The 24,794-nt window shown below is 60.6% G+C and carries 26 protein-coding genes; 12 read left to right on the forward strand and 14 right to left on the reverse strand.

Annotated features, from left to right (window positions below):
• The first annotated feature begins 100 nt into the window (after positions 1–100).
• Positions 101–838 carry a Bax inhibitor-1/YccA family protein gene (locus IM739_RS01725; RefSeq protein ID WP_237369551.1) on the forward strand — a complete coding sequence of 246 codons (738 nt, stop codon included), beginning with the start codon at positions 101–103 and terminating at the stop codon, positions 836–838.
• Between the two features lie 158 nt (positions 839–996).
• On the opposite strand, the gene IM739_RS01730 is transcribed toward IM739_RS01725, so the two are convergent.
• From IM739_RS01730 to IM739_RS01745, 4 genes are all read right to left on the reverse strand, one after another.
• Complete coding sequence (locus tag IM739_RS01730) at positions 997–1,569, reverse strand: CarD family transcriptional regulator (RefSeq protein ID WP_113142698.1); 573 nt, start codon at positions 1,567–1,569, stop codon at positions 997–999.
• A 393-nt stretch (positions 1,570–1,962) separates the two neighbouring features.
• Complete coding sequence (fdxA, locus tag IM739_RS01735) at positions 1,963–2,301, reverse strand: ferredoxin FdxA (RefSeq protein WP_237369552.1); 339 nt, start codon at positions 2,299–2,301, stop codon at positions 1,963–1,965.
• 195 nt (positions 2,302–2,496) lie between these two features.
• On the reverse strand, positions 2,497–2,910 hold the full coding sequence (locus tag IM739_RS01740; RefSeq protein ID WP_237369553.1) for an RNA-binding S4 domain-containing protein: 414 nt from the start codon (positions 2,908–2,910) through the stop codon (positions 2,497–2,499).
• A 1-nt stretch (position 2,911) separates the two neighbouring features.
• A complete protein-coding gene (locus tag IM739_RS01745) occupies positions 2,912–5,977 on the reverse strand; it encodes a helicase-related protein (protein WP_237370938.1) in 3,066 nt (1,021 codons plus the stop codon).
• Between the two features lie 391 nt (positions 5,978–6,368).
• On the opposite strand from IM739_RS01745, the gene IM739_RS01750 reads away from it, so the two are divergent.
• The 3 genes from IM739_RS01750 to IM739_RS01760 are packed head-to-tail and all read left to right on the forward strand — an operon-like array spanning position 6,369 to position 7,824.
• Positions 6,369–7,457, forward strand: coding sequence for an alpha/beta fold hydrolase (locus tag IM739_RS01750; protein ID WP_237369554.1), 1,089 nt, complete (start codon positions 6,369–6,371; stop codon positions 7,455–7,457).
• Complete coding sequence (locus IM739_RS01755) at positions 7,390–7,542, forward strand: DUF3309 family protein (RefSeq protein ID WP_159951895.1); 153 nt, start codon at positions 7,390–7,392, stop codon at positions 7,540–7,542. The genes IM739_RS01750 and IM739_RS01755 overlap by 68 nt, the downstream gene beginning before the upstream one ends.
• 27 nt (positions 7,543–7,569) lie before the next feature.
• Positions 7,570–7,824 carry a glycine zipper domain-containing protein gene (locus tag IM739_RS01760; RefSeq protein ID WP_159951897.1) on the forward strand — a complete coding sequence of 85 codons (255 nt, stop codon included), beginning with the start codon at positions 7,570–7,572 and terminating at the stop codon, positions 7,822–7,824.
• 244 nt (positions 7,825–8,068) lie between these two features.
• Here IM739_RS01760 and IM739_RS01765 read toward each other — a convergent pair whose 3' ends face one another.
• Both IM739_RS01765 and IM739_RS01770 read right to left on the reverse strand, forming a co-directional pair.
• Positions 8,069–8,794, reverse strand: coding sequence for a beta-ketoacyl-ACP reductase (locus IM739_RS01765; RefSeq protein WP_237369555.1), 726 nt, complete (start codon positions 8,792–8,794; stop codon positions 8,069–8,071).
• A gap of 180 nt (positions 8,795–8,974) precedes the next feature.
• Positions 8,975–10,156, reverse strand: coding sequence for an acetyl-CoA C-acetyltransferase (locus IM739_RS01770; protein ID WP_237369556.1), 1,182 nt, complete (start codon positions 10,154–10,156; stop codon positions 8,975–8,977).
• 227 nt (positions 10,157–10,383) lie between these two features.
• Between IM739_RS01770 and phaR the strand changes: the two genes are divergently transcribed.
• Positions 10,384–10,962, forward strand: a complete 579-nt coding sequence (gene phaR / locus IM739_RS01775) for a polyhydroxyalkanoate synthesis repressor PhaR (protein WP_007604392.1) — start codon at positions 10,384–10,386, stop codon at positions 10,960–10,962.
• A gap of 63 nt (positions 10,963–11,025) precedes the next feature.
• On the opposite strand, the gene IM739_RS01780 is transcribed toward phaR, so the two are convergent.
• The 4 genes from IM739_RS01780 to mtgA form a co-directional block, all read right to left on the reverse strand.
• On the reverse strand, positions 11,026–11,430 hold the full coding sequence (locus IM739_RS01780) for a hypothetical protein (protein ID WP_237369557.1): 405 nt from the start codon (positions 11,428–11,430) through the stop codon (positions 11,026–11,028).
• Between the two features lie 138 nt (positions 11,431–11,568).
• Complete coding sequence (gene rpmF, locus IM739_RS01785) at positions 11,569–11,754, reverse strand: 50S ribosomal protein L32 (protein ID WP_007604390.1); 186 nt, start codon at positions 11,752–11,754, stop codon at positions 11,569–11,571.
• 156 nt (positions 11,755–11,910) lie between these two features.
• Positions 11,911–12,558 carry a glutathione S-transferase family protein gene (locus IM739_RS01790; protein WP_237369558.1) on the reverse strand — a complete coding sequence of 216 codons (648 nt, stop codon included), beginning with the start codon at positions 12,556–12,558 and terminating at the stop codon, positions 11,911–11,913.
• 73 nt (positions 12,559–12,631) lie between these two features.
• A complete protein-coding gene (gene mtgA, locus IM739_RS01795) occupies positions 12,632–13,306 on the reverse strand; it encodes a monofunctional biosynthetic peptidoglycan transglycosylase (protein WP_442981114.1) in 675 nt (224 codons plus the stop codon).
• A 206-nt stretch (positions 13,307–13,512) separates the two neighbouring features.
• Here mtgA and IM739_RS01800 point away from each other — a divergent pair, with 206 nt between their 5' ends.
• The 3 genes from IM739_RS01800 to IM739_RS01810 all read left to right on the forward strand — a co-directional run bounded on the left by IM739_RS01800 (position 13,513) and on the right by IM739_RS01810 (position 16,183).
• A complete protein-coding gene (locus tag IM739_RS01800) occupies positions 13,513–14,427 on the forward strand; it encodes a polyprenyl synthetase family protein (RefSeq protein WP_237369559.1) in 915 nt (304 codons plus the stop codon).
• Position 14,428: 1 nt separating this feature from the next.
• Positions 14,429–15,484 (forward strand): histidinol-phosphate transaminase, encoded by a 1,056-nt coding sequence (gene hisC, locus IM739_RS01805; protein ID WP_237369560.1) that lies wholly within the window; start codon positions 14,429–14,431, stop codon positions 15,482–15,484.
• A 63-nt stretch (positions 15,485–15,547) separates the two neighbouring features.
• Positions 15,548–16,183 carry a LysE family translocator gene (locus tag IM739_RS01810; RefSeq protein WP_237369561.1) on the forward strand — a complete coding sequence of 212 codons (636 nt, stop codon included), beginning with the start codon at positions 15,548–15,550 and terminating at the stop codon, positions 16,181–16,183.
• 57 nt (positions 16,184–16,240) lie between these two features.
• Here IM739_RS01810 and IM739_RS01815 read toward each other — a convergent pair whose 3' ends face one another.
• The 3 genes from IM739_RS01815 to IM739_RS01825 all read right to left on the reverse strand — a co-directional run bounded on the left by IM739_RS01815 (position 16,241) and on the right by IM739_RS01825 (position 18,914).
• Positions 16,241–16,903, reverse strand: coding sequence for an OmpA family protein (locus tag IM739_RS01815; protein WP_237369562.1), 663 nt, complete (start codon positions 16,901–16,903; stop codon positions 16,241–16,243).
• 77 nt (positions 16,904–16,980) lie between these two features.
• Positions 16,981–18,231, reverse strand: coding sequence for a flavodoxin-dependent (E)-4-hydroxy-3-methylbut-2-enyl-diphosphate synthase (gene ispG, locus IM739_RS01820; RefSeq protein ID WP_237369563.1), 1,251 nt, complete (start codon positions 18,229–18,231; stop codon positions 16,981–16,983).
• Positions 18,232–18,329: 98 nt separating this feature from the next.
• The gene (locus IM739_RS01825) at positions 18,330–18,914 is read right to left on the reverse strand and encodes a TetR/AcrR family transcriptional regulator (RefSeq protein WP_237369564.1); all 585 of its coding nucleotides are present in this window, start codon (positions 18,912–18,914) and stop codon (positions 18,330–18,332) included.
• Positions 18,915–18,992: 78 nt separating this feature from the next.
• On the opposite strand from IM739_RS01825, the gene IM739_RS01830 reads away from it, so the two are divergent.
• The gene (locus IM739_RS01830; protein WP_272911326.1) at positions 18,993–19,451 is read left to right on the forward strand and encodes a (2Fe-2S)-binding protein; all 459 of its coding nucleotides are present in this window, start codon (positions 18,993–18,995) and stop codon (positions 19,449–19,451) included.
• Positions 19,452–19,453: 2 nt separating this feature from the next.
• Positions 19,454–21,730 (forward strand): xanthine dehydrogenase family protein molybdopterin-binding subunit, encoded by a 2,277-nt coding sequence (locus IM739_RS01835; RefSeq protein ID WP_237369565.1) that lies wholly within the window; start codon positions 19,454–19,456, stop codon positions 21,728–21,730.
• Here the strand turns inward: IM739_RS01835 and IM739_RS01840 are convergent.
• Positions 21,727–22,917: an MFS transporter gene (locus IM739_RS01840; RefSeq protein WP_237369566.1), complete on the reverse strand. Its 1,191-nt coding sequence runs from the start codon at positions 22,915–22,917 to the stop codon at positions 21,727–21,729. The two genes, IM739_RS01835 and IM739_RS01840, sit on opposite strands and share 4 nt — an antisense overlap.
• Positions 22,918–23,131: 214 nt before the next feature.
• Between IM739_RS01840 and IM739_RS01845 the strand changes: the two genes are divergently transcribed.
• Both IM739_RS01845 and IM739_RS01850 read left to right on the forward strand, forming a co-directional pair.
• Positions 23,132–23,995, forward strand: coding sequence for a DMT family transporter (locus tag IM739_RS01845; protein WP_237369567.1), 864 nt, complete (start codon positions 23,132–23,134; stop codon positions 23,993–23,995).
• Positions 23,996–24,136: 141 nt separating this feature from the next.
• Complete coding sequence (locus IM739_RS01850) at positions 24,137–24,781, forward strand: TetR family transcriptional regulator C-terminal domain-containing protein (protein ID WP_237369568.1); 645 nt, start codon at positions 24,137–24,139, stop codon at positions 24,779–24,781.
• Positions 24,782–24,794 lie beyond the last annotated feature (13 nt).

The following is a 24,794-nucleotide window of genomic DNA, read 5'->3' on the forward strand; positions in this document are numbered from 1 at the left end:
CGGGAACACCTCATATTGTTGTTACGCATGCTGAGCTCCGCAGCGGCGCCCGGGCGCTTCGTCCGCACCGTCATCCCTCGGAGCTTGAAAGAGGAAACCAATGTCTGAACTTCGCAACTATCAGAGCCGTGCGGGCCAGACCCAGTCGGCTACGATGATCGACGAAGGTCTGCGCGCCTACATGCTCAAGGTTTACAACCTCATGGCGCTGGGCCTTGCCATCACCGGTATTGCAGCCTTCGCCACCTTCCAGATGGCCGTATCGGACGGCCAGTTGACCGCTTTCGGCCAAGCCATCTTCCTGAGCCCACTGAAGTGGGTGGTCATTCTGGCACCGGTGGCCATGGTGTTCTTCCTGAGCTTCCGCATCCATAAGATGAGCGTCGCCTCTGCGCAGATGACATTCTGGATCTATGCCGCCCTGATGGGCCTGTCGCTGTCGTCGATCTTCCTGATCTACACAGGCGCAAGCATCGTCCAGACCTTCTTCGTGACGGCAGCCTCCTTCGGCGCTTTGTCGCTCTATGGCTACACCACCAAGCGCGACCTGTCGGCGATGGGCTCCTTCCTGATGATGGGTCTCTTCGGTCTGATCATTGCCTCGCTGGTCAACATCTTCATGGCTTCGTCCGCTCTGGACTTCGCCATCTCGGTGATCGGCGTGCTGATCTTCGCCGGCTTGACCGCTTATGATACCCAGGCGATCAAGGCGGCATATGCTGAATCGGATAACCACGAGACGGCTGGACGCAACGCCATCATGGGTGCCCTGCGCCTCTATCTCGACTTTATCAACCTCTTCCTGTTCATGCTGCGCTTCCTCGGAAACCGCAACTGAACCAGAACGCGTTTTGGTTTTTGTCCGATCTCCATGGAAAACCCCGCTTCGGCGGGGTTTTTTATTGCCTGCTCGGGCAGGAGCAATATGCGGAAGGCACAAAAAAGCCTCCGGTTTGCACCGGAGGCTTTTTATAGGTGACCCATGAGAGGATCGGCTTATGCCGCTTCTTCTTCCTGGGTATCTTCTTCTTCGATCGTCTTGCCACGCTTCGGGCCCTTGGCAAGATTGACCTCGACCAGACGCACGGCCTCTGTCTCAGACATCTTGTTCACGGCGGCGATTTCCCGCGCCATGCGGTCGAGGGCAGCTTCATAGAGCTGACGCTCGGAATAGGACTGCTCGGGCTGGTTCTCTGCGCGATAGAGGTCGCGAACGACTTCTGCAATCGAGATCAGATCGCCGGAATTGATCTTGGCATCATATTCCTGCGCACGGCGTGACCACATGGTGCGCTTGACGCGAGCCTTGCCCTGCACAACCTTGAGAGCGCGTTCGACAAAGTCGGTCTCGGACAGCTTGCGCATACCGATGCTCACGGCTTTGGCAACCGGAACCTTCAAACGCATCTTGTCCTTTTCGAAATCGATTACAAAAAGCTCAAGCTTCATGCCGGCCACTTCTTGCTCTTCGATAGCGGTGATGGTACCGACGCCATGTGCCGGGTAGACAATCGACTCGCCGGTCTTGAAACCGTGGCGTGCCGAGGATTTTTTCTGCTGGGTCGTCATTCGATTCAAAAACTCCCTGTTTTGCTCCCGGCATAATGCCGGCGCCGGGTCGGTCAGGCCCGGATGAGATGGAAGAAACCGCCAGGTTATTCCATCCTGATCCGATCCGTCACAAACAAGCATCTCCCTCGTCGCGACAGAGACACGACAAGCAAATGCCGTTTATGTCACGGAGACCGCGGTCGATGGTGAAGTTGCTTTCGTGATGGTTCTGGGCACAACTATGCCGCAAAGTGGAACAGTTTTGAGAGGCTATCACAAAAAGACGAGGAAATCAATATTTTACTGCCAAGCGTCACAATCGTGGCGAGCTTAGCGCCCGAAGCAGCGCCAAGGAGGCAAAAACGGTACGGCGGGCCTTCCGAGCAAACAAGAAAGCCTTGCCGTGAAAGCTCAGTCGCCAGAACCCGGCTTCTCCGAGAAGTATTTCTCGAATTTGCCCGTGACGCCGTCCATCTCCTTGGCTTCCGGCATCGAGTCTTTCTTCACCGTGATATTCGGCCAGATCTTCGCATAGTCGGTGTTGATCTTCAGCCACTTATCAAGACCCGGCTCCGTATCGGGCTTGATCGCCTCAGCCGGACATTCCGGTTCGCAAACACCGCAATCGATGCACTCATCAGGATGGATGACGAGGAAATTCTCACCCTCGTAGAAGCAGTCGACCGGGCAGACCTCGACACAATCGGTGTACTTGCAGCGAATGCAATTGTCTGTGACGATATAGGTCATGCGGCACTCCAGGATGGCGTTATGCACGGGTGGAGAACGTCTGGCATCTCAATGCATTCCGGGCTTTTCGCCCAGGACCGGATGCCTTGCGTCCCCATCGGGGTTTTCTGTCGGACAGCGTTGTGAGCTACTGTGTTCTGGGGTCCAAGGCAAGGATTATCAATCCTCCATTTGACCATAGACGCCACAAATTTTCTATTCGTCGCCCCAATCAGGCCCGGAACGCAGCTCGTCGATGATGCGCCGGTCCCGCTTGGTCGGACGACCGGCTCCAGGCGCCCGCACTGCCTGTTCCATCGGCGTGAAGGCGTCTTTCTTGATCGGCGGCGGGCTGAGATCCTCATAGAGGTGCCGGGCCTCCTCATAGGGACCGCGTCGCTCGCCCGGCAGACGCACGACCAGGATCAGGTCGCGCTCCGGCATGGCGATCTCCAGCCGGTCACCCGGCTTGATCTGATAGCTTGGCTGGCGGACCGGCTGACCGTTGACGCGCACACGCCCACCGGCCACGCGCTCCTGCGCTAGGCTGCGTGATTTTGTCACACGGGCAAAGAACAGCCACTTGTCGATGCGCTGGCGCGAACCGGTTGGTGGCTGTTTTTCGTCCATGCTACTTCTTCATCTGTTCCTTAAGGGCAGCGAGCTTGGCAAAAGGCGAATCCGGATCCACCGGCTTTTCCTTGCGCGGCGGCTTTGCCTCGAAACGGGCAGGCTGCGACTTGTTGTTTTCACGCTCGGGACGCGGACCGCGATCCTTGCGGTCCTGCCGCTCTCCACGCTCCTGTCGATCACCCTTGCCGGCGTTGTTACCACGCGTGTTGTTGTCACGCGGCTTGCCGCCCTGACCCTGTTCGCTGCGACCACCATCACGACGGCGATCATCGCGGCGGCCCTCGGTCTTGCCTTCGCCGGCCGGCGCACGCTGGCCCTGCGGACGACGGTCGCCCGCCGGACGGGCGCCACGCTGGTTGTCGCTGCGACCGCCGGGACGCCACAGGAGGACCGGCTTCGGCTCGGCAGGTACTGCGTCGGCTGCGGCACCCTCGGCGTCTGCGGTTGCAGCCTCGCCTTCGGCAGCCACGAGGGTCGCGACCGGCGCTTCGGCAACGACTGTTTCGCCAGCCGGCGTTTCCGCTACAGCATGATCGGCGTCGTCAACGCTGTCGTCTTCGTTCTTTTCGGCAGCAGCTTCCGGTGCAGTAGGAGCACCTGCTGTCTGGGCAGCAAGGAAACCGGCTGCATCTTCGGCCGAAACGCTGTCGGCACGATAGCCGAGCCCCTTCAGGATCTCCTCCATGTCATCCGGTGTCGCGCCCAGAATCGACAGCATGGCCGTTGTCGCGGTGAAACGGCGACCGTCATAGGCACCATCCGGACGCGCCGGTGAACCGGGCTTCCACTGCAGCAGCGGGCGGATCAGGTCGGCCAGGCGCTCGAGAATATCGATACGCACCGCGCGCTTACCGAGGAACCGGAAGCCAGCCAGTTTGTAGAACATCCGCTCGAAGGTCGGATCGGTGACGACGGATGTACGACCTGCCGCCAGAACCGGAATGAGATCACCGTAACCCGGCTTGTCGAGACCATCATGCTTCAGCGCCCAGAGCAGCGAGATCAGCTCGGCGGGGGCAGGCTTCAGCAGTGCCGGCATGAAGATATGGTAGGCACCGAAGCGCACACCGTAGCGCCGCATGGAGGCACGACCGTCCTGATCCAGCGACTTGACGTCATCGGAGACGTCACGGCGGAACAGCACGCCAAGGTTTTCAACCAGCTGGAAGGCAAGACCCTTGGCCAGCCCCTGCAGGTCCTCGGCACGCGACAGATCGTCAAGCGGCTTCAGGATGGTCGAGATGTGGTGATTGACGAAACGCTCGATACGCGCAGCGACATGATCGCGCGCATTGCCGGTCAACTGTTCATCGGCCAAAAGGATCACCCGCGGATGCAGGATGTGATCGGCGCCGGTCAGCCGCGCGACGGGATCGCCGACCCAGCGCACCAGTCCATCCGAGCCGATGGCCAGATCGTTGTTGCCAGAGGCGTGAAGCCGCGCGGCGCGCGCTTCGAATTCCAGCGCCATTGCCCGGTGGGCAGCCGCCTGGATTGCCTTGGCATCCGAACCTTCGGCCCCGGAAATCGGCGTGAACCGGAAACCGGAGAGTTGTCCCATGGCATGCCCTTCAACGAAGACATCACCGTTCACACTGATTTCAGCTTCCAACATTGCATTCTCTCTCAAGCGCTTCATGAGCACAGATGTCCTGCGATCAACAAAGCGTTTCGTCAACCGTTCATGTAGCGCATCGGACAATCGGTCTTCGATTTCCCGCGTCTTTTCTTGCCAGTGTGTCGGATCGGCAAGCCAACCGGGCCGGTTCGACACATATGTCCAAGTTCTGATCTGCGCGATTCGCGCAGAAAGTGTATCAATTTCCCCATCAGTCCGGTCGGCCCTGCGAACCTGCTCGGCGAGAAAATCTTCATTTACCGCACCCAGCCGAACCAGATCGAAAAACAGGCTTTGAATCAGGTCGGCATGCTGTGCGGGCGTAATACGCCGATAATCGGGCAGCGCGCACGCCTCCCACAACTTCTCGACCCGTTCGGGGCGATTGGCAAGGTCTATGACCTCGGGATATCGCGCCAGAAACTCGAGCGCCTGCTGGTCGATGGCCGGCAAGGCCCGCGTCAGCCCGCCAACCCTCGGTGCCGCATCCAGGCTGCGCTGCAAAGCCGCCACGGAAGAATAATCAAAATGCGATGTGCGCCATTGCAGGACCTTGACCGGATCGAACTGGTGCGCTTCCAGCCGCTCGACCAATTCGTCATCGAACGGATCGACGCGACCGGTAACGCCGAAGGTCCCGTCCTTCAAATGCCGTCCGGCGCGACCCGCGATCTGCCCGAGCTCTCCGGCATTCAGATTGCGGAACTGGAAACCGTCGAATTTGCGATCCTGGGCGAAAGCCACATGATCGACATCGAGATTGAGCCCCATGCCGATGGCATCGGTCGCGACCAGATATTCGACATCGCCTTCCTGATAGAGCCCAACCTGGGCATTGCGCGTACGCGGGCTGAGCGCGCCAAGCACAACGGCGGCACCACCCCGCTGGCGACGGATCAATTCCGCGATGGCATAGACTTCGTCGGCAGAGAAAGCCACGATCGCCGTCCGTTGCGGCAACCGGGTGATCTTTTTCTGTCCGGCATAAAACAGCTGTGACAGCCGCGGCCGCTCGACGATGGTGATGCCGGGCAACAATTGGATCAGGATCTGCTTCATCGTCGCCGAGCCGAGCAGAAGGGTCTCGTCACGTCCGCGCAGATGCAACAGCCGGTCGGTGAAGATATGCCCGCGCTCGAGATCACCGGCGAGCTGGATTTCGTCGATCGCCACGAAGGACGCTTTGGTTTCGCGCGGCATGGCCTCGACGGTACAAACCGAAAAACGGGCATTCGGCGGCGAAATCTTTTCCTCGCCGGTCACCAGCGCGACATTTTGCACACCGACACGCTCGACCACGCGGGTGTACACCTCACGGGCAAGCAGCCGCAACGGCAGTCCGATGATCCCCGAACCATGCGCAACCATGCGCTCGATGGCGAAATGGGTCTTGCCCGTATTCGTTGGCCCCAGCACGGCTGTCACGCTGCGGCCACTCAGGATCATGGGTTGGGTATTCAACGACCGCTCCGATTCACAGGGCCGCCGTACCGAAGGGGGGAGGCGACCCTGGGCAACAAATGGCGATGAAGTGCATCAAAGGCAAGCCGCTTGTCGCACGCGCCGGGAAAAACCGGGCAAACCCTTGATCAGAATCATCTTTTTGCATGCAAATTAACCGGTGGAACAGGGTGCGAACGAATCAGAGACGAATCACAGACTCGGACAGATTCAGGATTTGTTCACGGCTACATCTCGGCCCGACAGGCCCCTTTACCCACCATATGCTGAATCGACCGAATCGGCATTCAGGCAACTGACAGGTCGATATTAACGTGTTCCGGTCACGGAACCTCGGCTTTCCTCTCCGCGTTAAGAGAGCCGAGGTATCGCTGAAATGACACTGACGCTTCCACCCGCCGAATGGATTAGCCGCAAGCACGATGGCCAGAACTTCGTGCTTCTGCACGGCATGGTCATGGCGCCGGCGTTCTGGCATGCCTATGCGCCGGGGATCACCCGGCAGGGTCGGACCGCAGCCTATCCCCTTCCCGGCCACCATCCCTGGAGTCTCGACACCCTCGGCGATCCCATAGCGCGGCAGCCCATCACGCGGCAGAAGGTAACCGAAGCGCTTGCCGCCGCCATACGACGCGATTTCGGCGGACGGCCCGTAACTTTGATTGGCCACTCGACCGGTGGGTTTATCTCCCTGCTGCTCGCCCTCGATCATCCGGAACTTGTCCGGTCGGTGATCCTGATGGGCGCATTCGCTTGCGGTCGTTTCGAAGGGCAGGAACGACTGGCGGCACGCCTGCTGCGCATTCCGCACATGGGCCCCTATCTGTTTCGCCAGTTCTTTCGTCGCTGGATCTCGACCAGCGAGCAGTTTCGCTGGGGCTCTGTCGAATGTGTGTATGACAAGTCGTGCCCATGGGAGAACAATCGCGCCCGCTTCGCAATGGAGAAGGTTCGCGAAAATCTGTTGCGCGGCCGCTCGGAAGACATCGCCGCCTGTATCCGGTTCATGTCCGGAACGAGCCTCCTGTCGGACTTGCAATACCTGCGCATGCCGATCCTCAATCTTGTCGGCGCCAACGATGCAATTGTCCCGCCGGCGCACCAGTTGCGCGTGTCGAAGCTTCTGCCCCAGGCACAAACCGTCATCCTCAGTGCTTGCGGCCATCTGCCGATGGTCGAGCACCAGACGCAGACCGACAGGATCGTGGAAAGCTTCGTCCACGCCCGCCAGACGAGGTTCATTCTGCCATCGCTTCACAAAGCCAGTGGCAATCGCATGCCGAGCCATCTCGACAGATTGCTCGGCGCTCTCGCAAATCCGATGGAACAAATCAAAGCGGAAGGCGTTCAACCAGCACAGAACACGATGTTTCCCATAGGCTTAGGAGAGGCCCCTTATGAGTACCATTCTTGTCGTCATTCTAATTCTTCTGCTGATCGGCGCTCTGCCGAACTGGGGTCATAGTCGCAGCTGGGGTTACGGCCCGTCCGGCGGCTTGGGACTGGTACTTCTCATCCTCATCATCCTGATGCTGATGGGCCGAATCTAACGCGACGTTGTCGAAAGGACTGGAACAATGAAAAAGACCCTTCTTGCACTGGCATTGATTGCTCCGCTTGCATCTTGCACCGCAACCGAACGTGGCGCCTCGATCGGCGCGGCATCGGGCGCCGTGATCGGTGGCGTGGCCACCGGCAACGTTCGTGGCGCAGCGGTTGGCGCGGCCGTCGGTGGTGTTGCCGGTGCCCTGATCGGCAACTCGCAGGAACGCGCTGGTTACTGCGTCTATCGCGACCGTTATGGCCGGACCTACGAGGCGCGCTGCCGCTAAGTCGAGACCACGGAAAAAGCCGCCAAACCTTGTGTTTGGCGGCTTTTCTGTCTTCCGAATTAACCTATTGGTCAAAGCCAGAACGAAACGGAGACGAATCGCGGACGCAACGGCTTTCCTGGTTTGTTCACCACTATATAGTGTTGAATAACAATTACTTAACCATAGAAAACGGTGGATGTTAACGGTTCGGATCCAGATATGTGCTGCCAATCGTTAATCGACCGACAGCACATATTGAACATCACACGAAGAACTGCCCGCCATTCGCCGAGAGGGTCGAACCCGTGATGAAACCCGCATCGTCGGAAGCCAGAAACACCACGCAACGGGCAATTTCCTCCGGTTCGCCCAGGCGACCAACCGGGATCTGCGGAATGATCCGCTCGTTGAGAACCTTTTCAGGTATGGCCCGCACCATTTCGGTTCCGATGTAACCGGGGCAGATCGCGTTGACGGTGATGCCCTTGGCAGCCCCTTCCTGTGCGAGAGACTTGGTAAAGCCAAGATCACCGGCCTTTGCTGCCGAATAATTGGCCTGCCCCATCTGCCCCTTCTGACCGTTGATCGAAGAAATATTGATGACACGGCCGAAACTGCGGTCGCGCATGCCGTTCCACACCGGATGCGTCATGTTGAACAGTCCGGTGAGATTGGTGTTCATCACCTCGCTCCACTGGTCCGGCGTCATCTTGTGAAACATCGCATCGCGGGTAATGCCCGCATTGTTGACCAGGACCTCGACTGGACCAAGCGCGGCTTCGACGGCTGCGATGCCATCCACGCAGGACTGGTAGACGGAGACATCCCATTTGAACACCGGAATGCCCGTTTCGGCCTCGAAGGCTTTGGCCTTCTCGTCATTGCCGGCATAGTTTGCCGCCACCTTGTAGCCCGCAGCCTTGAGTGCGACGGATATGGCCGCGCCGATGCCGCGCGTGCCGCCCGTTACCAATGCAACTCTGCTCATTTCTTCCTCCCCATGTTGTTCTGGATTGTCTGGCAACACTTGGCAGCGTGGTTCCCTCACGCTGAGCGCAGATTGGGGCCCCCGGCCTGAACCGGGACAGCCTCATATTCGGATGAAGATACGTGAAGCCATTGCCGGCTTCTCCATGCCTACACTCGCCATTCCTTCACGCCCAAGGCGTCAGAAAGCTTCGAGGCACATGGCGACACCCATGCCGCCGCCGATGCAGAGGGTTGCAAGACCCTTCTTGGCGCCGCGGCGCTTCATCTCGAACAAAAGCGTGTTGAGGATGCGTGCACCCGACGCGCCAACCGGATGGCCGATCGCGATCGCACCGCCGTTGACGTTGACGATCGACGTGTCCCAGCCGAGATCCTTGTTAACCGCGCAGGCCTGCGCGGCAAAGGCCTCATTGGCTTCGATGAGATCGAGATCGGTGACTTTCCAGCCGGCACGCTCCAGCGCCTTGCGCGACGCAGGGATAGGGCCCGTGCCCATGATCCGCGGATCGACCCCGGCCGTGGCCCAGGACACGATCCTTGCGAGCGGTGCAATCCCGCGGCGCGATGCCTCCGCCTCCGTCATCAGCAAAGCGGCGGCTGCGCCATCATTGAGGCCGGAAGCGTTGCCGGCCGTCACGGTGCCTTCCTTGTCGAAGGCGGGTTTCAGCTTGGTCATGCTTTCCATCGTCGCGCCAATACGGATGTATTCGTCGGCGTCGACGGTCACGTCGCCCTTGCGCCCAGGTACGACCACAGGCACGATTTCATCCTTGAACCGGCCGGCGACCTGGGCCGCCTCGGCCTTGTTCTGAGAGCCAAGCGCAAATGCATCCTGCTCGTCGCGCGAAAGCTGCCACTGGCGGGCAACATTCTCGGCGGTGGTGCCCATGTGATAACCGTAGAACGCGTCGGTCAGGCCGTCCTTGATCATGGTATCGACCATCTTCAGGTCGCCCATCTTGGTACCGCCGCGCAGATGCGCGCAATGCGGTGCCATCGACATCGATTCCTGGCCACCGGCAATGATGATCTTGGCATCACCGGTTGCAATCTGCTGCATGCCTAGCGCCACGGCGCGGAGACCCGAACCGCAAAGCTGGTTCAGCCCCCAGGCCGTTGCTTCCTGGGGAATGCCCGCCTTCATGGCCGCCTGGCGGGCCGGATTCTGCCCCTGGCCGGCGGTCAGGATCTGGCCGAGAATGACTTCATCGACTTCCGCCGCCTCGACACCGGCACGCTCAAGCACGCCCTTGATGGCGACCGCGCCCAGATCATGGGCTGAAACGGTGGCAAAAGCACCGTTGAAGGAACCGACCGCAGTTCTGGCCGCGCTGGCGATCACGATGGATGGGCTGCTCATGGGACGTATCCTCCAGTTTGTCGATCTTTGGCAAGAACCTGACAAAGGTTTCATCCGGTGTCAAACGGGATTGGAGTGCCGCTTTCGTTCTTTGGTTGCAACTTGCTGACATTCGTCAAATGCGCTTCGTGCATTGCACAAAGAGATTGTCACCAGCCTTCTTTTGCGCTTACATTCTCGACGGGAAGAGCAAAAATTAACCAAAAACGACGGGTTAGGAGACAGACATGGCCAAAGCCGATGGCGATATCGTGATCAAGAAATACGCCAATCGACGCCTCTACAACACCGGCACGAGCACCTATGTGACACTTGAGGACCTGGCCAAGATGGTCAAGAAGGGCGAGGATTTCGTCGTGCAGGATGCCAAGTCCGGCGATGACATCACCCACTCTGTCCTGACCCAGATCATTTTCGAGCAGGAATCCAAGACCGGCAATACGCTTCTGCCAATCTCCTTCTTGCGCCAGCTGATCAGCTACTATGGCGATCAGATGCAGATGGTCGTCCCGAGCTTCCTCGAGCATTCGATGACCGCCTTCACAGAGCAGCAGACGCAGATGCGCGAACAGATGACACGCGCTTTCGGCGACCATCCGATGTCGAAGAACCTGCAGATGCCGATCCAGCTGATGGAAGAACAGGTCAAGCGCAACACCGAGATGTTCCAGCAGGCGATGCAGATGTTTTCGCCCTTTGTCGCCGGTCAGCAGCCAGCGAAGGAAACGCGCAAGGCTGAGGCCAAGGATATCGATGAGCTCAAGGAACAGCTCCGATCCCTTCAAAACAAGCTCGATAGTCTCTGACCGAATAGGCCGCGATCATCTCGCGGCCATTTTGTTTTCCGCGACAGGCAACGGGTGCAAGCGTCAGAGCCCGATCGAAACGTCCCGTCCGGCCGCACGGTTGGATATGGCAAAGCCCGCCACCACATCGATGAAGGCGATCGTCATCAGCATGAAGAAAATCGGGGTCGCAGCATTCCTCACCAGCAGGAATTCGACCAGGAAGACGATGAAAACAAGCATCGACAGCATGTGATTGAGCAATGACCCGCGACCGCTGCGCGTCGCCTTCAACACTTCGATGAACAGGACGACCAGAGCGACGAGAACAAGGACATCGCCAAGGCTGAGGGTCCACAGCGCACCCGACAGCATGGCAACGGACATGACGGTATCGGAAAATGCCGCAATTCCCCCGCCCCAGAAGCCAATCATGACCAGATTGTAAAGGGCGAGCGGAACGAGCATCAGAGGCACGGCGGCAAACATATGGCGGATCCTCGTGTTGGCGCAGGATCCTTGCCGGATGTCGAGCGGATCTGCCGCAGGCTATATCGGTGCGTTCGACAAAAAAGCAAAGGCCGGCGAAAGGCCGGCCTTTTAAAAATGCTCACGCAAATCCGAAGATTATGCGCTTTCCTTCGGCGTCAGGACCTGGCGGCCGCGATACATACCGGTCTTCAGATCGATATGATGTGGACGGCGCAGTTCGCCAGAGTTCTTGTCCTCGACATAGGTCGGGGCCTTCAAACCGTCTGCAGAGCGGCGCATACCGCGCTTGGACGGGCTTGTTTTTCTTTTAGGTACAGCCATTTCACTTACTCCACGTGACGGACAAAACAGGTTTAGCGGCCCAGATGAGGCCGAACAGCACCTGTCTCGATCTCGGAATTTGGCGGGCTTATACATGCCATCCGGGGCTTTGACCAGACCCCGAGATACTTTTTTCGAATCTAGCGATCAACCGTCTCAGGCTTCGTCTTCCGGAACGATCCAGCTTTCGGCCAATGCCGCCTGTTCCCAGGCAAGCCAGGCCGGATGCGAACGCATCGCCGCCATATAGTCGAGCGTATCGCCATCGCGGACAAGATCATAGGAAGCAAAGCGATTGACCACCGGCGCAAACATCGCGTCGGCCGCGCTGAACGCCCCGAACAGGAAGGGGCCGCCCGACAGGGCGCGCATTTCGCGCCAGATCTGCTCGATCCGCCGCACATCGACATCCACGCCTTCGGGCAGGGCGATGGCCCGCACCGGCCGGCGCATATTCATCGGGCAGGCGCTCCTCAGCGCCCGGAAGCCGGACAACATTTCCATCGAGATCGACCGCGCCATCGCCCGATGCCCGGCATCGGACGGCCAGAGCCCGGCCTGCGGGTAAAGCTCCGCCACATATTCGATGATCGCCAGCGATTCCCAGATCCTGAGCCCGCCATGATGCAGCACCGGCACCCGGCCCGTGGGCGAGATCTCGCGAAACTTCGGATTGGTGGCCCCCTCGCCGAACCGGACCAACTCTTCCCGGAACGGTACTCCGGCGGCGGTCATGGCGATCCACGGCCGGAACGACCAGGACGAATAATTCTTGTTGGCGATATAGAGGATCAACTCAGACATGGCGCGCACCCGGTTTGCATTGAACCCGAGTCTAGGAGCCATCGAGCCTCAGGACCAATGAAACTTATGAAACTCAGTCATAAAGGCAGGTGATATATGCGCCCGAGCGCTTGGCGCGACGATCGATCAGGGACGCGAGCCGCTTCATGCCATTGCCGGGCTTGCTCGCCACCCGGTCCATCGGATTGGGCAATGCCACGGCGAGCAGCGACGACTGGCGCGGGCTGAGCTTGGCGGCAGAGGTCTTGAAATGATACTGAGCCGCCGCCTCGATCCCGTAGATTCCGGGACCCCATTCGGCGATATTGAGATAGATCTCCATCATTCGCTGCTTGGGCCAGATGAAATCGGAAACCATCGCCAGCGGGATCTCCAGCACTTTCCGCACGAAGGACCGGCTGTTCCAGAGAAACAGGTTCTTTGATGTCTGCATCGGGATGGTGCTCGCGCCACGCGTCGCTTCACCGGCCAGTGCGTCGTCGACGACACCGCGCATCTGCTTCCAGTCCACCCCGCCATGGGCGCAGTACTGGCCATCTTCGGACATCATCACCGCCCGAACCAGGTTGGGCGAAATATCCTCGAAATCCACCCAGCGGCGGTCATAGCCCTGGAAGGTCACGAGATCGGCGAGCATCAATGTCGATACCGGCCGGATGAAATCGACACGGTAGACCAGGATCAGGACATATGGCGCCACCAGAAACACGAGCAGCGCGATCAGTACCCTGCGGATCAAACGCGGTATGCGCTGCCCCTCATCCTCGGTTGCTGCAAGGCTCTCGTCCTCCACGGTCTCGGCTTCCAATGTCAACGAAGGTCGGTCCAGTTGTTAGGGCTCTCGCCTGTCATACCCATCCTGTTGACGAATGACCAGTCCGGCGACGGACCCGAGCGGCGTTCATCCCGCAGATTCCCGTTGCCAGCCACATGCCTGCATGCCAAATAGCCCGCATGACCCGCCCGGACACTCCCTTCGAAACACGCCTCCTCGCCCTGGCCGAACAGGTCGAGGCGACGTTGTCGGAACTTCTCGACGCCAGAACGCGAGATGGCGAGATCGCTCGTCCCGGCCGTTTGATCGAGGCCATGCACTATGGCGTGCTGAACGGCGGCAAGCGGCTTCGACCCTTCCTGGTCATGGAAAGCGCCCGGCTGTTCGGCGGCGATGAAAAAACGGCGTTGCGCGTCGGCTGCGCGCTGGAATGTCTGCACAGCTACTCCCTCGTCCATGACGATCTTCCGGCCATGGACGACGACGATCTGCGCCGTGGCAAGCCCACCGTGCACATCGCCTATGATTACGCGACAGCGATCCTTGCCGGCGATGGCCTGCTGACCTATGCCTTCGACATCATCGCGGCACCGGAGACGGAATTGCCCGACAGCGCCAAGATCGCACTCGTGCTGGAGCTTGCCCGCGCGGCCGGCATTGGTGGTATGGCGGGCGGCCAGGCGTTGGATCTTGACGCCGAGAAGACCCCGCCGGACGAGGCTGGCATCATCCTGCTGCAGTCGATGAAGACCGGCGCCCTGCTACGCTTTGCCTGCGAGGCAGGCGCAATCATCGCCGGCAGGCCCAACGCCGACCGCACCCGCATTCGCCGCTTTGGCGAAGTCATCGGCCGCGCCTTCCAGCTGGCCGACGACCTCCTCGACCTGACCTCCGACGCAGCGACGCTCGGCAAGGCAGCCGGCAAGGACGCCGCCAAGGGCAAGGGCACGCTGGTTGCCCTGAAGGGCAAGGATTGGGCTGAGACAGAACTGGTGCGCCTGGTCGACGAGGCCCACGAAATTCTCGCCCCCTTCGGCAGCGCCGCCGACCCCCTGGCCGAGGCGGCCCGCTTCATTGCACAGAGAAAGAACTGAGATGAGCCGTTTCTGGTCCCGCGCCGTTCATGACCTCGAGCCCTATGTGGCTGGCGAACAGCCGAAAATCCCCGGCCTGATCAAGCTCAACACCAATGAGAACCCGTTCGGACCCTCGCCAAGCGTGATCGAGGCGATCAAGGCCGCGGCTGGCGACAATCTGCGGCTCTATCCCGATCCGAGTTCCGTGAAATTGCGCCAGTCGATTGCGGCCTATAATCGGGTTGAGATCGATCAGGTCTTCGTCGGCAACGGGTCCGACGAAGTGCTGGCCTTCACCTTCGCCGCCCTTCTCAAGCATGATCTGCCGCTGCTCTATCCCGATATCACCTACAGCTTCTACAAGACCTATGCCCGCCTCTTCGACATCACCGTCGAGGAAGTGCCTCTTGTCGAAGGCCTCGCTGTGCGGATCGAGGATTTCGATCGCCCCTGCGGTGCGGTCATCCTGGCCAATCCAAATGCGCCGACCGGCATTGCATTGCCACTGGCAGATATCGTGCGGCTCGTGGAAAGCCATCGCGACCAGGTCGTGGTGATCGATGAGGCCTATGTCGATTTCGGCGCCGAGAGTGCAGCTACGTTGGTCAGCAGATACGACAACCTTCTGGTCGTGCAGACCTTCTCCAAGTCTCGCTCTCTGGCCGGCCTGCGCGTCGGCTTCGCCATCGGTCAGCGCCCGCTGATCGAGGCACTGGAGCGCATGAAGGACAGCTTCAATTCCTACCCCCTCGATGCCATCGCCCAGGCAGCGGCAACGGCCGCTATCGAGGATGCGAACTGGTTTGAGGGAACGCGCGACAAGATCGTCATCAATCGCACACATCTCGCCGCCGAGTTGGAAACGCGCGGTTTCGAGGTATTGCCGTCAAAGACCAATTTCCTCTTTGCCCGCCATCCGGCACACCATGGCATCGATCTGGCCAGGGCTCTGCGCGAACGCGCGATCCTTGTACGCCATTTCAACAAGCCCCGGATTGCTGACTTCCTGCGCATCACCATCGGCACCGAGCAGGAATGCCATCAGTTTTTGACCGCGATCGATCAAATCATCTGACGTGTGGCGTGTTGCGGTTCCGGCTATCGTGATGGTACCCGCCACGATACCGGAACGCTTCGGATGAACGATATCCTGCAACACCTGCCGCAGATCCTCTCGGCCTATCTCGTCTACCTGGTTGCCGTCATCAGCCCCGGTCCTGCGACCATGGCGATCGCATCCGCATCCATCGGCCAGGGTCGCAGCCGCGGCATCGCCACGGCGGCCGGCATCTTTGCCGGTTCGGCAACCTGGGCGACGGCCGCGTCGCTCGGCCTTGCCGCCCTGCTCACGCACTACGCCCAGTCGCTGGTCATCCTCCGGATCGCAGGCGGGCTGTACATGCTCTATCTGGCATGGCGCGCCTTCCGTTCGGCAACAACCGCCGCGGAACCCGCCCAATGGACGGCTGGCAGCCGCCAGAGCCTGAAGCGCAATTTTCTCCTCGGCTATGCCGTTCACCTGACCAACCCGAAGGCGATCTTTGGCTGGCTCGCGATCATCTCGCTCGGTTTGCCACCACATGCCTCGGCATCTGCAGTCGCCCTGATCGTCGGCGGCTGCCTGGCAACGGGCTTCAGCGTCTTCATGGGCTATGCGCTGCTATTCTCCACGCCCAGGGCCCTGCAGATCTACAGGAGGGCCCGCCGCGCGATCGACGGCACGCTTGGCGTGCTCTTCGCGGCAGCCGGCACAAAGCTTCTCCTGGCCCGCTGATCAACGAAAAAAGGCGCCGCTTGCGGCGGCGCCCTTCGAATGGACCCGTACCCAGATTTACTGGGTGATCGGGGCGATCTGCACTTCGACGCGGCGGTTGAGCGCGCGACCCTCAGGCGTGGCGTTGGTTGCCACTGGCTGCGAGGGACCGAAGCCCATCGTCGACATGCGGCGCTGGTCGACGCCACGGCTGCCGAGATAATTGGCGACCGACGCGGCACGACGTTCCGACAGGGCCTGGTTGTGCTGCAGGCTGCCGGTGGAATCGGTGTGACCGTTGACGTCGATCAGGGTCTTGCCGAACTTGTTCAACACGATCGCGACTGAATCGAGCGTCGCATAGAACGGCGGAATCACCTGATCCTGATCGGTGGCAAACGTGATGTTCGACGGCATGTTGAGGATGATGCGGTCGCCGTTACGCGTGACCGAGACGCCGGTGCCCTGGAGCTGCGCGCGCAGCTCGGATTCCTGCGTATCCATGTAGTTGCCGATAGCACCACCGGCCAGAGCACCGACACCGGCACCGATCAGCGCGGCATTGCGGCGACCGACGGGCGAACCGCCAACGGCAAGGCCACCAAGTGCGCCGACAGCGGCACCGAGCGCAGCGCCCCCTGCGGTATTGGAAACCTTCTGCTGGCCCGTATAAGGGTCGGTCGTCGTGCAGGCACTCAGGAAAGTCGCAGACAGCGCGACGATGGCAATCTTCTTGATCATGCTGGATGTCCCTCCAAGAACAGGCTGATAATCCCTGAACAGTGAAATTGCGGCAAGATAAAGTTGCAGCCCCGCCGTTACTCCGCCGCCGTCTTTTGACCGTAGCGCTTCTCGATATAGTCCGCCACCAATGCTTCGAAGTCGCTGGCGATGTTCGGGCCGCGCAAGGTCATCGCCTTCTGCCCGTCGATGAAGATCGGCGCCGCCGGATTTTCCCCCGTACCGGGAAGCGAAATGCCGATATCGGCATGTTTGCTTTCCCCAGGTCCGTTGACGATGCAGCCCATCACCGCAACGTTGAGGCCCTCGACACCCGGATATTTGTCCCGCCACACCGGCATGTTCTTGCGCAGGTCGTCCTGGATCTTCTGGGCAAGCTCCTGGAACACGGTGGAGGTCGTGCGGCCGCAACCGGGACAGGCCGCAACCACGGGCACAAACTGGCGGAACCCCATGACCTGCAGCAGTTCCTGCGCCACCTGCACCTCGCGCGTGCGATCGCCGTTCGGCTCCGGCGTCAGGGAAACGCGGATCGTGTCGCCGATCCCGTGCTGTAGCACGTAGCCCATCGCCGCCGACGAGGCGACAATACCCTTGGTGCCCATGCCGGCTTCGGTCAGGCCAAGATGAAGGGCATGGTCGGACCTGTCGGCGATCATCGAATAGACGGCGATCAGATCCTGAACCTGGCTGACCTTGGCCGACAGGATGATGCGGTTGCGCGGCAGGCCGATATCCTCGGCAAGCTCTGCGGAAATCAGCGCCGACTGCACGATGGCTTCGCGCGTCACCTGACGCGCCGACAGCGGAAAACCTTCCGCCTGGTTCTTGTCCATCAGACTGGTCAGCAATTCCTGATCGAGCGAACCCCAGTTGACGCCGATGCGCACCGGCTTGTCGTAGCGGATCGCCATCTCGACGATATCGCCGAACTGCTTGTCCTTCTTGTCCTTGAAGCCGACATTGCCCGGGTTGATGCGGTATTTCGCCAGCGCCTCGGCGCAGGCCGGATGGTCGGCGAGCAGCCGATGGCCGATATAGTGGAAGTCGCCGATCAGCGGCACATCCATGCCGAGCCGAAGCAGGCGCTCCCGGATCTTCGGCACCGCCGCCGCACTCTCGTCGCGATCGACGGTGATGCGCACGACTTCCGAACCCGCCTTGTAGAGGGCTGCGACCTGGGCAACGGTCGAATCCACATCGGCCGTGTCGGTATTGGTCATCGACTGCACCACGACCGGTGCACCACCCCCGATAATCACGCCACCGACATCAACGGCGACGGAAGCGCGGCGCGGCTTGGGATCATATGCGTCTGCTGTGGACATGAGCGTCGTCTCTGAAAGTCTCTAGTGTGACATGGAGGTGGCCCAAAGCCCCGAAGTTGTCAACCGGATGCGCCAGTCGTCGGCAATCCATGCCAAGCCTAGCGGATCAAGGGACCAATCATCAGCGCGACCAGATGCCGGATTTTCTCTGCCACCAGATCCATGTCGGAATTACGGCTCTTCATGCCCTCGACCGCGTCCAGCATCAAGGAGGCAACCGTCGCAGGCGAAAGCGCTGACGTGAATGTGATGTGTCCCGCGCGCGCTTCCGCCTCCAGGCCCCTGGCGATTTCCTCTTCCATGGTCTGCATCCAGTCCAGAAACAGGTCGGCCGCGAACTCATGGCTGGTGTCGAAGATTTCGGCACCATGCGTGGTGGCGGAAATCTCGCGGTGCGGCCGGAGAATACCCTCGTCCAGGGCCTGCTCGATCTTGCGAACGATGTCCGCCTCTCCCGCAAAACTGGCCGCAACACGTGTGCGCATGTCGCCCATCATCGACAACATGCAGGCGCGGAAGATGTGCGCCTTGTTGCGATAGACCAGATAAAGCGCGGGCCGTGAGATACCAGCAGCCCGTGCGATATCGTCCATCGTCGTGCGTTTGAAGCCATAGTTCGTGAAGGCATTGAAAGCCTCCCGCAGAACGATTGCGCGTCGCTGGTCCGTCTTTGTATCATCCATTATTGACGTTTTGACATTTTTTGTCACTATGTCAAATATCCTTGTTGCAGCACCCTTATAGTCGAGCCGGAGGCATTCGTGAACATCATCGTCAATGGCACATCCCACGCGATCGAAGTCGAGCCCGACATGCCGCTGCTCTGGGCGCTCAGGGACATCCTCAACATCAAGGGTCCAAAATTCGGCTGCGGCGCCGGCCTTTGCGGCGCCTGCACGGTGATCATCGAGGGAGAAGCAGTGCGCTCCTGCCAGACCCTTGTCGGTGATGTCATTGCCCCCGTACGCACCATCGACGGTCTGACCGATGCCGCAGGCCTCCACCCTATCCAGAAGGCCTGGATGGATGAGCAGGTTGCTCAATGCGGCTACTGTCAGGCCGGCCAGATCATGAGTGCCGTGGCTTTGCTCGAAGCCAATCCCAGCCCCACCGATGACGACATTGATACCGCGATGACAGGCAATCTCTGTCGTTGTGGCACCTATCCCCGGATCCGCGCCGCCATCCATCGCGCAGCCGGCGAACTGGCGGGAGCGTGAGCATGTCAAGCATTGGCACCATCACCAGACGTGCGTTTCTCTTCGGTGCTGTCGCGGTCACCGGCGGCGTCGCCTTCGGCTACTATCGGTATTCGGCGCAGCCTGAAAATCCGCTGGAACAGGATCTCGCCGAGGGAGAGGCGACTTTCAATCCCTTTCTCAAGATCGCAACCGACAACCGCATCACGATCATCGCTCCGCGCGCCGAGATGGGCCAGGGCAGCTATACGACATTGGCCGCCCTGCTCGCGGAGGAACTGGATGTGACGCTGGACCAGGTCACCATCGAGCATGGTCCCGCATCCGTTGCCTATTTCAACGCCGCCGCGATGCGCGAAGGCGCACCCCTGCCACAGTTTGAAGACGGACTCGTTGCAGAAAGCCTTCGCGGTGCGCTCGGCGTCGTGGCGAAACTGGTCTCAATCCAGTTTACCGGCGGATCGAGTTCGATGATCGACCACTTCGACAAGCTGCGCCACGCGGGTGCTGCCGCGCGCGAAGCCTTGAAGGCCGCAGCCGCGCAGCGCTGGCGCGTCGAAACCGGCAGCTTGGGAACCGAAGCCGGCACGGTCCTCCATACGGCCAGCGGCCGCAGCGCCACCTACGGCGAACTCGCACGCGATGCAGCAAAATTCTCCGGCAAGGTCGAAGCCAAGCTCAAGCCCCGGAGCGACTGGACCATCCTCGGCAAGCCACAGCCACGCAAGGATATGCTCGCCAAGGTGACCGGTGCGCCCATCTTCGGCGTCGATGTCGACCTGCCGGGCATGCTCTATGCGACCGTGCGCATCAACCCCAGTCCAGGCGGCCGGGTCAGGAGCTTCAACGGTGATCCGGCCCGCACCATGCCGGGCGTCAAGCAGGTGATTGCCATCGACAGCCCTTATGGACAGGGCATTGCCGTCATCGCCGACAATACCTGGCGCGCCTTCAAGGCCGCCGAGGCGATCTCCGTCGAATGGGACAACGGCCCGATACCGTCCTCGACCGCCGAAATGGAGGCCCTTCACACAGCCGCCCTCGACGGCACGGAAAGCTTCTCGCTTCGCACCCTGGGTGATCCGGACCTGGTCTTCGCAGATGCGTCGCGCGAAAGCCTCGTCGAAGCCGAATATCACGTACCCTATCTGTCCCACGCGACCATGGAGCCGATGAACGCGACGGCGCTCGTCACGGACACAGGTGTCGAAATCTGGGCGCCCAATCAGGGACCGACGATCATCCAGTATGTCGCCTCGCGTATCACAGGCTTCGATCATGACAGGATCAAGGTGCACACCACCTTTCTCGGCGGTGGCTTCGGACGCCGCATCGAACCCGACTATGCCGACTACGCCATCCGCATCGCCCAGCGCATGAAAGGCCGCCCGATCAAGCTCGTCTGGACCCGCGAGGAGGACATGACCCATGGACCATATCGTCCGATGGCGAAATCGCGATACAAGGCCGTGCTCGACCAGGACGGCAAGCCGAAGGCCGTCATCGGTTCCGTCGCCTCGCCTTCGGTGATCGCCAGCGCGCTCGGCCGTTATTTTCCATCCTTACCCATCGGCGGGCCTGACAATTCCCTGCTCGACGGCGCCTACAACCAACCTTACGCCATCGAGAATTACCGTATCGACGGCCGCAAGGTAGACCTCGCCGTACCGGTCGGCTTCTGGCGATCCGTCGGCTATTCCTTCAACACCTTCATGCACGAAAGCTTCATCGACGAGATCGCCCATGCCGGCGGCCAGGACCCGCTCGCCCTTCGCCGTGAATTGCTTGGCGCCCATCCGGCAGCGCTCGGCGTGATCGACAAGGTTGCGGAAATGTCGGAATGGTCAACGCCGCTCCCGAAAGGTCAGGCGCGCGGCATGGCATTCGCGCTGTCCTTCGGCACCTGGGTCGCGGAGGTGGTGGAAGTGGCGGACAGGAACGGCGCGATCGCAGTGACCAAGGTCTTCTGCGCCGCGGATCCCGGTATCGTGCTCGATCCCTTGAACTTCAAGGCACAGATGATGTCAGGCATTCTCTACGGCCTTTCAGCCGCCATCGGCCAGGAAATCACCTTTGCCGACGGAGTGGTGCAGCAATCGAACTTCCACGACTACGATGCCCTGCGCATCAACCAGTGCCCGGCCATCTCCGTCGAATTGCTGGAAAATTCGAAGCGTATGGGCGGCGCCGGTGAACCGGGAACACCTCCCGTCATGCCGGCCCTTGCCAACGCCATCTTTGCACTCACCGGCAAGCGCCATCGGCGCCTGCCCTTGTCGCATGAGGTTCGCCTCGTTTAGTCGCCCTGGACACGATCCGCATGCCGGGCGAGGCCGGACAGGGCGAGCACCACCAGCAAGAGGGCGGAGATTGCGGTGTAGACGTTCGACAGCGACGTATGCTCGGCAATGAAGCCGATCAGCGAGGGGGCAAACAGGATGCCTGAATAACCCATCGTCGTGACCACGGACAGACCGATGCCCGGCGCCAATCCGGGCACATTGCCGCCCGCGGAAAATGCGATCGGCACCAGATTGGAAATACCGACCCCGGCGATCGCAAAGCCGATCAGCGCCACGGTGACATTGGGCGCCTGCCCGGCAAGGATCAGGCCGACAAAGGCAGCGACCGCGCAAAAACGCATTGTCCTCACCGCACCGAAGCGATCGCGGACAAAGTCACCGGCAAAGCGAAGGGTCGCCATGGTCAGTGAGAAGGCAGCAAACGCAAAGCCCGAAAAGGCGGTCGACGCGCCGAGTTCGTTGCGCAGGTAAAGCGCGCTCCAGTCGAGCACGGTTCCTTCCGGCACCATGGAGAAAAGCGCCATCAGACCGATCAGCCACGGAAGCGGCGTCAGCGGCAGCTTGCCGCCGGCAGCCTTTTCGCTCGCATGCGGCGCATCCGGCTGGATCATCGGCAGGGCCACCAGGAACAGGGCAAGGCAGACGGCTGCAAGCAGCAGGACATGGCCGGTCGCGCCGATAGCCGCGATCAGAATGCCGCCCGTTGCAGAACCAACCAGGCCACCGAGGCTCCAGAACGCATGGCAGGACGACATGATCGAACGGCGCATCTTGCGCTCGACCTCGACTGCGTTGGCATTCATCGCCACATCCATGGCGCCAGTCAGGCCGCCGAAGAGGAAGATGGCGATGGCCCCGGACCAGACGCTGCTGGAGAGCGTAACCAGAACGATGGTCGGAATGAACAGCAGCGTCGTCACCTTGACCACGGCGCTCGACCCGAAACGCGCGATCTGCATGCCGGCGATCGGCATGAGCACCAGCGAGCCGACGCCAAAGGCGAAGATCATCATGCCAAGCGCGGACTCCGACAGCGACAATGCACTGGCAAACAGCGGAATTTTTGGAACCCAGGCACCGATCACCATGCCGTTGAGGAAAAACAGCAGCGATACCGCCGCTCTTTCGCGGGTGATCAATGGCGCCGGAGCCTGGGCCAAGGCAGCGATATTGCCAATATTCATTGTGAAGCACTCCTCTGCAGTCGGCCGGCAATTTAATTTAATCGATTTAAACAGCAATCTCGAAAGCGGTTTAAAGTCTCACATTTTGTTTCCGTCGAACATGTTTGCACCAGTCGCAGGATTTCGCGGTTGACACCCGCGCGACAACCCATGAGATGGCATCCGCGTCACGCCTCACCCGCGTGGCGGCATCCATCCCTGAAAGGCTACCATTGTGAAGACCGCCATCGGCGCCGGCATCCTGTTGACCAGCTTCGCCTATTTCCTGTTTTCAGTGCATGACGGCATGATCAAGCTGTTGGTTGAGACGACGACCGTCTGGCAGATCCTGTTCTGCCGAAGTCTGACCATCCTGGTGGGGTGTTTCGCCATGGGCGGCAAGGAACACCTGCGCGAGACCGTCGCATCGCCGGTTATAAAACCCTTGCTGATCCGCAGCTTCATCCTCCTGGCCGCCTGGCTCTGTTATTTCAACGCCGCCAAGTTTCTCCCGCTTGCCGATATCACCACGCTTTATTTCGCCGCCCCGGTCGTCGCGATCCTGCTGTCGATCCCAATGCTCGGCGAACACGTCACTTTGCCGCGCTGGCTGGCGGTCGGCATCGGCTTTGTCGGCGTGGTCATCGCAACCGACCCCACGGGCATGACGATAGAGTGGCCCGTCTATCTGGCCCTCCTCGCGGCCTGCCTATGGGCCTTCGCCACCGTGCTCCTGCGCCGCACGGCGATGGGCGCCCGAACCATCGTCCAGATGACCGTCACCAACTTCTTTTTCCTGGTCCTGACCGCGCCCATGGCCCTGAGCGCGTGGGTATCGCCCGATAGTCCGGCCTTGTTGCTGCTGCTTGCGGTCGGCGTGATGGGCGGCATCGGTCAACTCGCCTTCTTCGAAGGCATGCGGCGCGCGCCGATCTCTGTCATCGCCCCGTTCGAATACACCGCGCTGATCTGGGCCTTCGTTCTCGGCTATGCCATCTGGGGCGACATTCCCGGCAACAACGTGATTGTCGGCGCCCTGCTGATCGCCAGCGCCGGCATCATCATCATTCTTGGCGAACGGCGATTGATGCGGGCCTGATGGGCCGATCAGCCGACCACATAAGTGCGTTTCTGCTTGTTCGCTTGTTATTCGGCTGTATAATTAGTACTGGCGCGAAAACGGTCGCGCTTCTCAGCAAACCGCCCGCTGCATGCGCGGCCAGACGTCCGGGAGGGCCGCATGACGAGACGCAGCTTTCATCGGGCCGGTGAGGCAGAGCGGCGCACGGATCTTATCGCCGCGACCCTCGACAGTATTTCCGAACATGGGCTCGAGGGGGCGACGGTGCGCGACATCGCGGCACGCGCCGGGGTCACGGGCGGGTTGATCCGCCACTATTTTGCCGGCAAGGACCAGATGCTGCAGGCAGCATATCGCGAAGTGCTCGCGAACATGACCGAGACGGCCGTGGCAGCACTCGGCGAGGTGGACACCGATCCGCACAACCGTTTGCGACGCTTCATCATCGCCAATGTCAGCCCGCCGATTGCCGACTCCAAGGCCCTGTCGCTCTGGGCTGCCTTCATCAGCCGCGTCCGTTCCGACGACGAATTCGCTCGTATCCATCGGGAAAACTACCTGACTTTCCTCGGCATCCTGGAAACCCTGATCTACGCCGTTCTCGACGCACAGGGCCGCCGCCCGGAACCGGATGAATGCCACAAGCTCGCCATCGCAATGAACGGATTGATCGACGGCCTGTGGCTGGAATCCTCCCTGGCCAGCGACCTGTTCGCTGACCAGAGCCTTGAGCAGATTGCAATCGACGCGGTCGAAGCCCTGCTCGGTGGCCCATTCTTGAAAAACACGCCGGCATCGGCCTGACAACGGACAAAGA

The organism is Rhizobium sp. SL42 (genome assembly GCF_021729845.1).
GTDB lineage: Bacteria > Pseudomonadota > Alphaproteobacteria > Rhizobiales > Rhizobiaceae > Allorhizobium.